We start from the raw sequence: 12,448 nt of genomic DNA on the forward strand, positions 1-12,448 counted from the left end.
AGTCATGATAATAGGGCCTTCTGATTAGAAGGCCCTATTATCAATGATTTTTATCCTCGTGACGACACTATCTAGCGTCGATACCGAGCAGTACCTTTAGTCCCAGTCGCCCTTTCGCGGTCAACGTCACTTCGCGAAACCCTGGCGTCCGCCGAATCCAGCCCTTCGTCTCGCAATAGAGCAGCAGCACCGCCCCCGCATGTCCACCAAGATGAAAACGCCGTTCACTCCAGTCAAGACAGGCGCAGCTTAGTTTGCGCGTTGATTTGCTTTCCAGCTGTAAACCGAGCCGGGCAAAAAACGCCAGCCCCTCGTCGGTGAGCGACGCCCCATCGGCGGTCAGGTAATTTTTCTCAACCAGCGCATCGTAAATCTCAACCGCCAGCTCACCGGCCAGATGATCGTAACAGGTACGCGCATGCCGGAGGGCTACAGGCGTACGCGTTGTTAACGGCTTATCCCGTCGCCAGGAAATGCCCATCATCATCTCAATGAGTTGAGCGATCTCTTTGTCTGCAAGGCGATAGTAGCGATGACGCCCTTGTGAGAGAAAACACACCAGTTGGCTGTCGACCAGCTTACTCAGATGCGCACTGGCGGTAGAGGCGGCAATTCCTGCCGCCACACTCAGTTCCGTTGCCGTCCACGCCCGCCCGTCCATTAGCGCACACAGCATTTTTACCCGCGAGGGATCGGCCATTGCCGCAGCGACTGCCGCGACCGACAGCTCAAGCGCGTTGTCGTCAGAAAGACGTTCAGGATGATGTGCCATAAACCGCCCAGGGTTCTGTTGCCTCGCTGGCAACGGTGTCATTATCAGTTACCAGTATGAGCTGATTCGCGTGATCGCTGTACTGCACAAGAATATTCACCCCATGCGCCGCCAGCGTTGCCGCTATCTCACCCAGCTCACCAGGTCGCTCTTGTTTCAGTTTGCGGATCACCGGTCGACGCACATCGCGGACATCAAAACCGTGTTGCTCCAGTACCGCTTTCGCCCGTATGCCGTCTTCCACCAGAAAGTGCGCATGCCCTTCATTGCCATGGGTAAAGACGCCACCGCCTTCAAGACCGATACCGTTACTGCCCAGTGTTTTGCCCAGTTTCGTCAGCTCACCCGGCAGGTTTTTGAGTACTACGTGAATATCGTACATCACCTTACCCCCGGCTTTCCGATGAATATTCCCGTTCCAGCCGGGCGATGCGAATGCGGTAAAACGAGAAAATTTCCTCGCGCCCCTCCGTCTGAGCGGCACGGTGAAAATAATTATTTTTCCATGCCTGAATGGCTACCTCATCACGCCACCAGGATAGCGAGAGGATTTTGCCGGGCGTGGTCAGGCTTTGAAAACGTTCGATCGCGATAAAACCATCGATATCGGTAAGCAACGGTTTTAACTCCGCAGCCAGTTCAAGGTAGCGTTCTTGCTTCGCCGCAACCGCGTCGGCTTCGAAAAGTACAGCAATCATGATTTATCTCCTGCATGTATAGGTGAGATAAATCTACCGTGCTGAAAAAGTCATGCTTCGGCGGTCAGCGAAATGTGGCGTGTTTCGTCAGAGATCACTAAACAGAAGAGAGTAATCACGTTGGCAAATGCGCTGCACGGCGGGATGCTGGATCATCCTTGCAGCAAAAATGGCGTGGTACTCTTCCATCACGTTATCCACCCGCCCAATCTCAACGATGTTCTCATCGGCAAAGTAATCTTTTGCATAGAGCGTCGGGGCCACAAAAATGGCGTTATGCGCCGCGCCGAAGGATTTCATCAGCGCCGCATCGTCGAACTCACCCAGCACTTCAACATTCAGCCCCTGCGAATTAAACCAGTTGAGTAGCTTACGTCCGAGCATCGACCGACGGCCCGGGATCAGCAAACGGCGCTCTTCAAGACAGGCAGGAAAAGGCTTGCTGAGCGCAGGTTTCTGACACCAGAAGCTAACGCTGCACTCGCCAATTTTCACCGAAAAGAGTCCTTCCTGGTGGGTGGAATCGATCGGGCAATCCGAAATGATCATATCGAGCTTGTGCTGACTCAACTGCTCGAGCAACATTTCGTGGGTCGATTCAAAACAGCGTAAATGGATAGGCTCGCCTTCCTGAACCGCAGCATCAAGGATACCGCTCACCAGCTGTTTAGACAGCGCATCCGCCACGCCAACATCAAACAACAGATGCGACTCTTTGCGATAGTTGACGATATCCAGCATTTCCTGGCTCAGCGTAAACATCTTATCGGCGTAGCGAAAAACCAGTTCGCCAAGTTCGGTCGGCTCCAGCCCTCTTCCTTTTCGCTTGAAAAGTTTGCCCTGCAGGCGCTCTTCCAGCGCCTTGATTTGCCCGGTGATGGTTTGCGGCGTGAGGTATAGCACTTCCGAAGCACCGACAACGGACCCTGCGCGATATACCTGCCAGAAATAGTACAAATGGTTGTAGTTGATGTTCGACATCGTCTCTTCACTCCCTGACTGACGTTTTCGGGAAGGCGATCACTCGCCTTCCCGCACCGTGATTAGCGGATTATGCGCGAACGCAACAGGCAGTATCCCACCACCGCCGCCAGGATTGAACCCGTAAGAATGCCTAATTTCGCCCAGGCAACCATATGGGTATCAACATCGCCGAACGCCAGCGTGGCGATGAAAATCGACATGGTAAAACCAATGCCGCACAGTACACCGACCGCCATAATCTGCTTAAACGCAGCGCCCTGCGGCAGTTTTGCCAGTTTGAGGCGAAGCGCCAGCCAGCAAAACACGGTAATACCGACGGGTTTACCGATAAACAGACCGGCAATTACCCCTAACGGCAGCAGCGACGTCAGCCCGGCCAGCGTGACCCCTTCGAGTGAGACACCCGCATTGGCAAAGGCAAACAACGGCAAAATCAGCCAGCCGACCCAGGGATGGATCGCATCAACCACCTGACGGGCCGGAGAGACGCCATCCTTCTCTTTCAGCGGAATAAAGAAGCCCAGGACAACCCCGGCCAGCGTGGCATGAATGCCCGATTTCAGCACCGCCGTCCACAGCACAACGCCCACCAGCATATAAATCCCGATTCGGCGGACATTCAGCGCATTCAGCACCGCCAGCGCCACAATGGCCGCCGCGGCAATACCCAGCGACATCAGCGACAGATCGCTGGTGTAAAACAGCGCGATAATAATGATGGCACCCAGATCGTCAATAATCGCCAGTGCCATCAAAAAAACTTTCAACGCCGATGGAATGCGATCGCCCAACAGAGCCAGCACGCCGAGGGCAAAGGCGATATCCGTTGCCGTCGGGATCGCCCAGCCGTGGCGTGCCAGCGGATCGTGCAGATTAAACGCCAGGAAGATCAGTGCCGGAGCGACCATGCCACCAAGCGCGGCGATCACCGGGAAAATAGCCTGCTGACGAGTGGCAAGCGCCCCTTTCACCAGCTCGTATTTGACTTCAAGGCCAACCATCAGGAAAAAGACCGCCATCAGCGCGTCATTAATCCATAACAGCATGTTTTTATTGATTTCCAGTGCACCGAACTTAAATGCGACCGGCGTATCAAGAAAGGCCTGATAGCCCGCTTTCGTCACATCCAGATTGGCACAGAACATCGCCAGTACGGCTGCAATAATCAGGACAATCCCGCCTGAAATATCACTGCTAAAAAAACGTTGTAGAAATTTCATGATCTTCTCTCGATTTACAACTCCCTTAGGCGCTCATATTACCCCGTCAGAAACATCGATAAAACAAGATAAACTTTGAGGATAAAATCGGTTTTTCCGAGCATTAAACGCAAAAAGAAAAAACCCGGCACAGTGGCCGGGTTCGGTAGTCGTTCGCAACTCGATTAGCGGGTCAGGTCATCAAAGAACTTTTTGACACCGTCGAAGAAGCTTTTGGAGCGCGGGCTGTTGTGTTCGCCCGTCGGGCCACCGAAGCTTTCCTGCAGCTCTTTCAGCAGTTGCTTCTGCTTGTCATTCAGACCAACCGGCGTTTCGACAACAACGCGACACAGCAGGTCGCCCTGCGCGCCACCGCGAACTGATTTCACGCCTTTACCGCGCATACGGAACAGTTTGCCGGTCTGGGTTTCAGCAGGCACTTTCAGGTTTACGCGACCATCCAACGTCGGCACTTCGATCTCGCCACCGAGTGCAGCCATCGCAAAGTTGATCGGCACTTCACAGTACAGGTTGTTACCTTCACGCTCAAAGATGGCGTGCTGTTTCACCTGGACCTGAACGTACAGATCCCCTGCCGGAGCGCCATGCTCGCCCGCTTCGCCTTCGCCGGTGAGACGAATGCGATCGCCGGTATCCACGCCTGCCGGGATTTTAACGGACAGGGTTTTGGTTTTTTCAACGCGACCGTGACCGTGACATTTGTTGCACGGATCTTTAATCAGCGTACCGCGGCCCTGACAGTGCGGACAGGTCTGCTGTACGGCAAAGAAGCCCTGGCGCATCTGCACCTGGCCCGCACCATGGCAGGTCGGACAGGTTTGTGGCTGGGTACCCGCTTTAGCGCCGCTGCCGTGGCAGACATCGCACTCTTCCAGCGTCGGGATACGGATTTCTTTGCTGACGCCGCGTACGGCTTCTTCCAGCGTCAGTTCCATGTTGTAACGCAGATCGGCACCACGTGCCGCACGCTGGCGACCACGGCCACCGCCAAAAATATCGCCGAAGACATCACCAAAGATATCGCTAAAGTCAGCACCGCCGCCGAAGCCGCCACCGCCGCCACCCATGCCGCCTTGTTCAAACGCAGCATGGCCGTACTGGTCGTACGCCGCGCGTTTTTGCGCATCGGTCAGGATTTCGTACGCTTCTTTGATCTCTTTGAATTTGGCTTCGGCCTCTTTATCACCCTGGTTGCGGTCCGGGTGATATTTCATGGCCAGGCGCTTGTACGCCTTCTTGATTTCACGCTCTTCCGCTGTTTTGGAAACGCCCAAAATCTCGTAGTAGTCTTGTTTCGCCATCTTTTTTTATCTACCCCTAACATGCGAGCACGGGCGTGGAGAGATCTCCTACGCCCGTGCCGATTAATTACCCTGCATCAGGGCGATTATTTTTTGTCTTTCACTTCTTCGAACTCAGCGTCGACAACATCGTCGTCTTTCGCGTTGTTCGCAGAAGCGTCAGCGCCGCCAGCCTGTTGCTGAGCGTGCTGCTGCTGAGCGATTTCCATCAGCTTCTGAGAAGCCTGCGCCAGCGCCTGCATCTTCGCTTCTATGTCCGCTTTGTCTTCGCCTTTCAGAGACGTTTCCAGCGCGGTCAGTGCAGCTTCGATAGCGGTTTTATCTTCCGCTGGCAGTTTATCGCCTGCTTCTTCAACCTGTTTACGGGTGCTGTGCAGCAGATGGTCGCCCTGGTTACGGGTCTGAACCAGCTCTTCGAACTTACGGTCAGATTCAGCGTTCGCTTCTGCTTCGCGAACCATTTTCTGAATTTCTTCCTCGTTCAGGCCAGAAGACGCCTTAATGGTGATCTTCTGCTCTTTGCCGCTGTTTTTGTCTTTCGCAGACACGTGCAGGATGCCATCAGCATCGATATCGAAGGTCACTTCGATCTGCGGCATGCCGCGTGGTGACGGGTTGATACCATCCAGGTTGAACTGACCCAGAGATTTGTTATCGCCCGCACGTTTACGTTCACCCTGCAGCACATGGATGGTTACCGCAGACTGGTTGTCTTCTGCAGTAGAGAACACCTGGCTGTGCTTGGTCGGGATGGTGGTGTTTTTGGTGATAAGCGCAGTCATCACGCCGCCCATGGTTTCGATACCCAGAGACAACGGGGTAACGTCCAGCAGCAGTACGTCTTTCACTTCACCGGTCAGTACACCACCCTGAACAGCTGCACCGATTGCAACAGCTTCGTCCGGGTTAACGTCTTTACGCGGTTCTTTACCAAAGAATTCAGCAACTTTCTTCTGCACCATCGGCATACGGGTCTGACCGCCGACCAGGATAACGTCCTGCACGTCGGATACAGACAGGCCAGCGTCCTGCAGCGCAACTTTCAGCGGCTCGATGGAACGGTTGACCAGGTCTTCGACCAGGCTTTCCAGTTTCGCACGCGTCACTTTGATGTTCATGTGTTTCGGACCGGTCGCGTCTGCGGTGATGTACGGCAGGTTCACGTCGGTCTGCTGAGCGGAAGAAAGCTCGATTTTCGCTTTTTCAGCCGCTTCTTTCAGACGCTGCATTGCCAGCGGGTCATTACGCAGGTCAATGCCCTGATCTTTCTTGAATTCTTCAACCAGGTAGTTGATCAGACGGCTATCGAAGTCTTCACCACCCAGGTGGGTATCACCGTTGGTTGCCAGAACTTCGAAGGTTTTTTCGCCTTCCACTTCGTCGATTTCGATAATAGAGATATCAAAGGTACCGCCACCAAGGTCGTATACCGCGATAGTACGGTTGCCGACTTCTTTATCCAGACCGTAAGCCAGTGCAGCCGCAGTCGGTTCGTTGATGATACGTTTGACTTCCAGACCCGCGATACGACCGGCGTCTTTGGTTGCCTGACGCTGAGCATCGTTGAAGTATGCCGGCACGGTGATAACCGCTTCAGTTACCGGCTCACCCAGGTAATCTTCGGCCGTTTTCTTCATTTTTTTCAGCACTTCGGCAGAGATCTGCGGCGGTGCAGTTTTGGTGCCTTTCACATCAAGCCATGCGTCGCCATTGTCTGCGGCAACGATTTTGTACGGCATGATAGAAACGTCACGCTGAACTTCTTCGTCCTGGAAGCGGCGGCCAATCAGGCGTTTAATCGCAAACAGGGTGTTTTGCGGGTTTGTCACTGCCTGACGTTTAGCCGGCTGACCAACCAGAGTTTCACCATCCTGGGTATAAGCAATGATAGAAGGCGTGGTGCGGTCGCCCTCGGCGTTCTCCAGCACACGCGCGGTAGTGCCATCCATAATCGCTACACAAGAGTTGGTAGTACCCAGGTCGATACCAATAATTTTACCCATCTAAACGTCTCCACTAAAAATTTGGTCAACATGTGGTTGTGAACCTGTAATAAGAGCGAAACGTGCGGTTTCAACTGCCCTTGCTCGTTTTTTTTCAGGTCCACACATTGCGGTTGTCTACAAGATGGGGTCGCAACGAAGCTCATCAAGGGGTAAGGAATAAAAAATTTTTTAATTTCCACCTGTTCAGATCATAGACACAGCAGGTGACGCTATTTATGATGCCGCGCCCCGCCTCCTCAATATTGATGCGGGGAATACATTTCATCCTTCAATGTTGATTTATTTTGAGGAATTATGGGCAACACTAAGTTGGCTAATCCGGCTCCGCTGGGCCTTATGGGCTTCGGCATGACCACTATTCTGCTTAACCTGCACAATATTGGCATGTTCCCGCTGGATGGCGTTATCCTGGCTATGGGTATTTTCTACGGTGGTATCGCGCAAATTTTTGCAGGTCTCCTGGAATTTAAAAAAGGCAACACCTTCGGTTTAACCGCATTTACCTCTTACGGTTCTTTCTGGTTAACCCTCGTTGCAATTCTGCTGCTGCCTAAAATGGGTCTGGCAGATGCGGCGAACGGCCACTTCCTGGGTGTCTACCTGGGTATCTGGGGCGTGTTCACCCTGTTTATGTTCTTCGGCACGCTTAAAGGCGCACGTATGCTGCAGTTCGTCTTCCTGAGCCTGACCGTGCTGTTCGCACTGCTGGCCGTCGGTCATCTGGCGGACAATGAAAGCATCGTTCATGTTGCAGGCTGGATTGGTCTGGTATGTGGCGCAAGCGCTATCTACCTGGCAATGGGTGAAGTCCTGAACGAGCAATATGGCCGTACCGTTCTGCCGATTGGCGAACAAGAGCAGCACTAATCTCTTCTTCGTGCCTGCGCTGCGGGCACGAATTTCCTCCGACTTTTTACCCGCCCGTTGATTACGCATTCACACGCTTTATGGGATGATTGCGGTACTTCTTCCCAGACAGAATCAGACAATGACTACGCTTTTGCAGGGCCGTTCCTACTGGCTACAACGCTGGGCTGCGCTTCTTCTTACCGGGATCATGGCCGGGCTGGGTGGCATGCTGCTCGCCATGCTGTTACACGAAATCCAGCATCTCGCCTATGGCTATAGCCAGAATCTGCTGATAAGTCCGCAGACCTTTCTGGAGGGCGTGACCGATGCCAGCGCCCAACGACGTTTCATCGTACTGGTCGCCGCAGGTCTCGTTGCCGGGGGAGGATGGTGGCTGCTTGCCCGTTATGGCAAAAAACGTGTCAGCATCAGTGCGACAGTAAGCAATGCGGATAAACCGATGCCGCCGCTCACCACGCTTGTACATATTCTGCTGCAAATCATCACCGTCGCGATGGGCTCACCGCTCGGGCGTGAAGTCGCCCCGCGTGAGGCCGGTGCCCTTTTTGCCGGTGGCGTCGCGCGGAGATTGCACCTGACGCCTGCCGATATCCAGCTCATGACTGCCTGCGGTGCGGGGGCGGGGCTGGCTGCGGTGTATAACGTGCCGCTGGCGGGTGCGATCTTCACCCTTGAAGTCCTGCTGGTGAGCTTCAGCTGGGATTCTGCAGTCGCCGCGCTGGTCACTTCTGCGCTGGCCGCCTGGGTCGCCTCGTTGGGACTGGGGGATGAACATCAGTATCACTTCACGACGGAATTCGCCGCCACCTCGTTGATTTTCTGGAGCGTGCTTTGTGGCCCCTTGCTGGGCGCGGGCGCTTTTCTTTTTCGCCGCCTCACCCAATACGCGCGCAGCAACGTACGAGATAATTGGCAGATGCCCGTCGTCAGTGTGATTGCGTTTACCCTGCTCGGCATCTTTTCCGTCTGGTTCCCGCAGCTTCCGGGTAATGGCAAAGGAGCTGCGCAACTGGCGCTGAGTGGCGAAATGACGGCGTGGCTCGCGGTCGTGCTACTGGTGCTTAAAGTGTTTGTTATCTGCGCCGTGATACGCGCGGGTGCGGCAGGCGGCTTGTTAACGCCAGGCCTTGCCGTCGGCGGCCTGCTGGGTTCACTGCTGTTTATCCTTGCCAGGCCGTTTTTCCCCGGTAGTGACATGGAAAGCTTCGCACTGCTGGGGGCCGCCGGCTTCCTGGCCGCCTCTGCGCGTATGCCAGTCACTACATTAGCGTTAGTGATGGAATCCACGCGAATGGACCATAGCTTCCTGGTGCCCGCAGCGCTGTCTATTGCGGGTGCCTATGCCACCTGTCGCGCGCTGGAAGCCTGGCAGGATGCTCGCTTTTCGAACAAAACCATAACAGTAGCTAAACAAGATGGGAATAAAAACCCTATTTAATTGATAAGCATTATCATTTCTTATATGGTCGCCGGGAGCATCCCGGATATTGGATATCATGCAACAGCCTGAACAGGAACGTTGGGGGATACATCGATTCTGTTGTGTTGCATAAGGTAAGCCAATGAGTTCCCCTCTTGTCGCCAGCATTACGCCTGACGAATCCTCGGTGTCATCGCATTACAGGAAAGTCCTGTTGCGGCGTTTTGCGCTGGCGGGCGTAATCCTGCTGTTTATTCTGTTCTCGTTGATTCTGGATTTCACTCTCGGGCCTTCCGTACTCTCTCTTTCGGCTCTCTGGCATGCGCTGGTTGATGCAGGGTCTGTTGATGCCGGTACCCGCGTTATTGTCTGGGAGCTGCGCCTGCCCATCGCCTTAATGGCGATCGCTGTCGGTATGGCCCTCGGCCTGGCGGGCGCGGAGATGCAAACCATCCTCAATAACCCGCTTGCCAGCCCGTTTACCCTCGGCGTTTCTTCCGCCGCGTCCTTTGGTGCCGCGCTCGCCATCATCCTGGGCCTTGGCATTCCGGGCATTCCCGATCAGTGGTTTATCTCGGTTAACGCCTTCGTTTTCGCCCTGCTGGCCTGCTTTATTCTGGATGGCATCAGCCGCTGGACGCGAGTGGCAACATCCGGCGTAGTGTTGTTTGGCATCGCGCTGGTGTTCACCTTCAATGCGCTGATCTCGATTCTGCAGTTTGTTGCCAGCGAAGATACGCTACAGGGGCTGGTCTTCTGGACCATGGGTAGCCTGGCCCGCTCCTCGTGGGACAAGCTCGCAATCCTATGCGTGGCCCTGCTTTTCATCGTGCCGCTGTCGATGAAAAATGCCTGGAAGCTCACCGCCCTGCGTCTGGGTGAAGACCGCGCCGTCAGTTTTGGCATCAACGTGCGCAAACTGCGCCTGGCGACGCTGCTGCGCATCAGTATTATCTCGGCGCTGACGGTGGCCTTTGTTGGCCCTGTCGGCTTTATCGGCCTGGTAGCACCGCACATTTCGCGGATGCTGTTTGGTGAAGACCACCGCTTTTACCTGCCCGGCAGTATGCTGATTGGTGCACTGGTACTGTCACTGGCGTCAGTGTTATCGAAAAATATCGTCTCCGGCGTCATTATTCCCGTTGGTATCGTCACCTCTCTGGTCGGCGTCCCCTTCTTCCTGAGCATCATCATCCGCCACCGGGGAAATATATGACTGACGGACTGCGCATTAACGCCCTGCACACGGGCTATCGTAAAAAGAAAATTATCGATGGGCTGAATACCCCGGTACTGCCGCGCGGGCAAATCACCGCCCTCCTTGGGCCAAACGGCTCGGGCAAATCCACTCTGCTGCGCGCACTTGCCGATCTCAACCCGGCCAAGGGGCAACTGTGGCTGAACGGCGAAGATTTGATGACGCTGCCGTCGGTAAAACGAGCGCAAAAGGTGGTCTATTTACCGCAGTCACTGCCGCAGGGCGTACATCTGCATGCGCTGGAGTCGATCATCGTTGCCCGACGTGCCAGCGGCTTCAATTCCGGCGATAACGTCGAGCAAGAGGCCTACGACATCCTGCACAAGCTCGGCGTTTCACACCTGGCGATGAGCTTCCTCGACCAGCTTTCCGGCGGGCAGAAGCAGCTGATTGGCCTTGCCCAGTCGCTGATTCGCAAACCGGACCTTCTGCTGCTGGACGAGCCGCTGAGCGCACTCGATCTCAACTACCAATTCCACGTAATGGACATCGTCGCCCGTGAAACGCGCCTGCGTAACATCGTGACGGTGGTGGTGATTCATGACATCAACATTGCACTGCGCCATGCCGAATACGCGGTGATGTTAAAAAACGGCGCGCTGGTGGCCAGCGGTGTTCCCGGTGAGGTCGTCACGCCCGATAACCTGGCGGCAGTCTACGGGGTGAAAGGCCGGGTGGAATATTGTTCGCAGGGACTGCCGCACGTGGTGGTCGATGGATTAACAACCTAACACAGTCATAAGACGGGGAAGAGATGAATCTGAAAAAGACAATCATGGGCATCGCACTGATCTTTGCGCCACTGCTGGCGATGGCGCAAAACTGGCCGGTCACGGTAACGGATATGGATAACCGCAGCGTTACGATCCCACAGGAACCGCAGCGCATCATCCTGCAGGATGGCCGCGACATTTTTGCTCTCGCGCTGCTTGAACGCGACAACCCTTTCGCCAAAGTCGTGGCGTGGAACAACCTGCCTAAAAAGCAAGATACCCAGACCTGGGATGTGCTCAAGCGTAAATGGCCGGAAGCCGAGAAGATCCTCGATATGCAGTTTTCCGATCAGGGCAATGTCGATCTGGAAACGATCATCTCACGCCACCCGGATCTGATGATTGCCCAGCTTCGCGCCAAACCGTCGCTGGTGCAAAGCGGCGTACTGGCAAAACTGGACGCGCTGCACGTACCGGTGGTGTTTGTCGATTATGAGCTGCACCCGGTAGAAAACACCCTCCCAAGTATCGCCCTGCTGGGTAAAGTGCTCGGCCAGAACGAGCGTGCGCAGCAGTACATCAGCTTCTATCAGCAGCGTCTGGACACGCTGCATCAGCGCCTTGCCAGCGCCCCCAAAAAACCGCTGGTGTTTATCGAACCGATTGCCGGTGTCGCAGGCTGGATAACGGCTGCTGCTTTACCCATGCCCGCAACGGCTGGGGCGGTCTGGTTGAAGCGGCGGGCGGCGTGAACATTGGTTCACAGCTGCTGCCAGGGGCAACTGGCAATGTGTCGGTGGAGAAAATCATCTCCATGAACCCGGATTATTACCTGATGACCGGCTCAAAACGACCGGGCAAAGGGACTGCAATCATCCCGTTCGGCTATAACGTGGACGAGGCTGCGGTAAAATCTGCCTTTAATGCGTTACTGGCACGCCAGGGCGTCAGCAGCATCCCTGCCGTTACCCAGGGCCATACCGGTGCGCTCTATCACCACTTCTACAATAATCCTTATAACATCATCGCCATTGAAACGCTGAGTAAGATCTTCTACCCAACGCTGTTTAACGACATCAAGCCGCTCGATGACTACCACGCGATTATCAAAAACTTTACGCATATCCCGGACGACAACATCGTCCTGAGCACTACTCCTTAAGCATTATTTTCCCCAAAGCGCCATCGTCCGATGGCGCTTTTTTA

General features: G+C 54.8%; 11 protein-coding genes and 1 pseudogene. 5 read left to right on the top strand and 7 right to left on the bottom strand.

Features of this window, described 5'->3' with window-relative positions; genetic code table 11:
- Window positions 1–67: 67 nt before the first annotated feature.
- From ACSZPU_RS09880 to dnaK, 7 genes are all read right to left on the bottom strand, one after another.
- A complete protein-coding gene (locus ACSZPU_RS09880) occupies window positions 68–772 on the bottom strand; it encodes an ArsR/SmtB family transcription factor (RefSeq protein WP_498998076.1) in 705 nt (234 codons plus the stop codon).
- Complete coding sequence (locus ACSZPU_RS09885) at window positions 756–1,154, bottom strand: amino acid-binding protein (protein ID WP_498998078.1); 399 nt, start codon at window positions 1,152–1,154, stop codon at window positions 756–758. Before ACSZPU_RS09885 ends, ACSZPU_RS09880 begins: the two co-directional genes overlap by 17 nt.
- Window positions 1,155–1,158: 4 nt before the next feature.
- Window positions 1,159–1,470, bottom strand: coding sequence for an antibiotic biosynthesis monooxygenase family protein (locus tag ACSZPU_RS09890; RefSeq protein ID WP_498998081.1), 312 nt, complete (start codon window positions 1,468–1,470; stop codon window positions 1,159–1,161).
- Between the two features lie 87 nt (window positions 1,471–1,557).
- Window positions 1,558–2,451 carry a transcriptional activator NhaR gene (nhaR, locus tag ACSZPU_RS09895; protein WP_498998083.1) on the bottom strand — a complete coding sequence of 298 codons (894 nt, stop codon included), beginning with the start codon at window positions 2,449–2,451 and terminating at the stop codon, window positions 1,558–1,560.
- Between the two features lie 62 nt (window positions 2,452–2,513).
- The gene (nhaA, locus tag ACSZPU_RS09900) at window positions 2,514–3,674 is read right to left on the bottom strand and encodes a Na+/H+ antiporter NhaA (RefSeq protein ID WP_498998085.1); all 1,161 of its coding nucleotides are present in this window, start codon (window positions 3,672–3,674) and stop codon (window positions 2,514–2,516) included.
- Between the two features lie 164 nt (window positions 3,675–3,838).
- The gene (gene dnaJ / locus ACSZPU_RS09905) at window positions 3,839–4,975 is read right to left on the bottom strand and encodes a molecular chaperone DnaJ (protein WP_498998086.1); all 1,137 of its coding nucleotides are present in this window, start codon (window positions 4,973–4,975) and stop codon (window positions 3,839–3,841) included.
- Between the two features lie 86 nt (window positions 4,976–5,061).
- On the bottom strand, window positions 5,062–6,978 hold the full coding sequence (gene dnaK / locus ACSZPU_RS09910; RefSeq protein WP_498998088.1) for a molecular chaperone DnaK: 1,917 nt from the start codon (window positions 6,976–6,978) through the stop codon (window positions 5,062–5,064).
- 297 nt (window positions 6,979–7,275) lie between these two features.
- Between dnaK and satP the strand changes: the two genes are divergently transcribed.
- From satP to ACSZPU_RS09935, 5 genes and pseudogenes are all read left to right on the top strand, one after another.
- The gene (gene satP / locus ACSZPU_RS09915) at window positions 7,276–7,848 is read left to right on the top strand and encodes an acetate uptake transporter (RefSeq protein WP_498998091.1); all 573 of its coding nucleotides are present in this window, start codon (window positions 7,276–7,278) and stop codon (window positions 7,846–7,848) included.
- Between the two features lie 121 nt (window positions 7,849–7,969).
- Entirely contained in the window at window positions 7,970–9,289 is a 1,320-nt protein-coding gene (locus tag ACSZPU_RS09920) for a chloride channel protein (RefSeq protein WP_498998093.1), read from the top strand.
- Window positions 9,290–9,413: 124 nt separating this feature from the next.
- Window positions 9,414–10,487: a FecCD family ABC transporter permease gene (locus ACSZPU_RS09925; RefSeq protein ID WP_498998095.1), complete on the top strand. Its 1,074-nt coding sequence runs from the start codon at window positions 9,414–9,416 to the stop codon at window positions 10,485–10,487.
- Window positions 10,484–11,260 carry an ABC transporter ATP-binding protein gene (locus tag ACSZPU_RS09930; RefSeq protein WP_498998098.1) on the top strand — a complete coding sequence of 259 codons (777 nt, stop codon included), beginning with the start codon at window positions 10,484–10,486 and terminating at the stop codon, window positions 11,258–11,260. The genes ACSZPU_RS09925 and ACSZPU_RS09930 overlap by 4 nt, the downstream gene beginning before the upstream one ends.
- 23 nt (window positions 11,261–11,283) lie before the next feature.
- Window positions 11,284–12,404: pseudogene (locus ACSZPU_RS09935) on the top strand (ABC transporter substrate-binding protein).
- The last annotated feature ends 44 nt before the right edge of the window (window positions 12,405–12,448 follow it).

This window comes from Phytobacter sp. V69, assembly GCF_965644215.1.
In the GTDB taxonomy this organism is placed as follows: domain Bacteria; phylum Pseudomonadota; class Gammaproteobacteria; order Enterobacterales; family Enterobacteriaceae; genus Phytobacter.

Bases quoted from the DNA above. Each gene is read 5' to 3' on its own strand.
- ACSZPU_RS09890 (WP_498998081.1), bottom strand. From the start codon at position 1,470: ATGATTGCTGTACTTTTCGAAGCCGACGCGGTTGCGGCGAAGCAAGAA.
- dnaJ (WP_498998086.1), bottom strand. From the start codon at position 4,975: ATGGCGAAACAAGACTACTACGAGATTTTGGGCGTTTCCAAAACAGCG.
- ACSZPU_RS09920 (WP_498998093.1), top strand. From the start codon at position 7,970: ATGACTACGCTTTTGCAGGGCCGTTCCTACTGGCTACAACGCTGGGCT.
- ACSZPU_RS09925 (WP_498998095.1), top strand. From the start codon at position 9,414: ATGAGTTCCCCTCTTGTCGCCAGCATTACGCCTGACGAATCCTCGGTG.
- nhaR (WP_498998083.1), bottom strand. From the start codon at position 2,451: ATGTCGAACATCAACTACAACCATTTGTACTATTTCTGGCAGGTATAT.
- satP (WP_498998091.1), top strand. From the start codon at position 7,276: ATGGGCAACACTAAGTTGGCTAATCCGGCTCCGCTGGGCCTTATGGGC.
- nhaA (WP_498998085.1), bottom strand. From the start codon at position 3,674: ATGAAATTTCTACAACGTTTTTTTAGCAGTGATATTTCAGGCGGGATT.
- dnaK (WP_498998088.1), bottom strand. From the start codon at position 6,978: ATGGGTAAAATTATTGGTATCGACCTGGGTACTACCAACTCTTGTGTA.
- ACSZPU_RS09930 (WP_498998098.1), top strand. From the start codon at position 10,484: ATGACTGACGGACTGCGCATTAACGCCCTGCACACGGGCTATCGTAAA.
- ACSZPU_RS09880 (WP_498998076.1), bottom strand. From the start codon at position 772: ATGGCACATCATCCTGAACGTCTTTCTGACGACAACGCGCTTGAGCTG.
- ACSZPU_RS09885 (WP_498998078.1), bottom strand. From the start codon at position 1,154: ATGTACGATATTCACGTAGTACTCAAAAACCTGCCGGGTGAGCTGACG.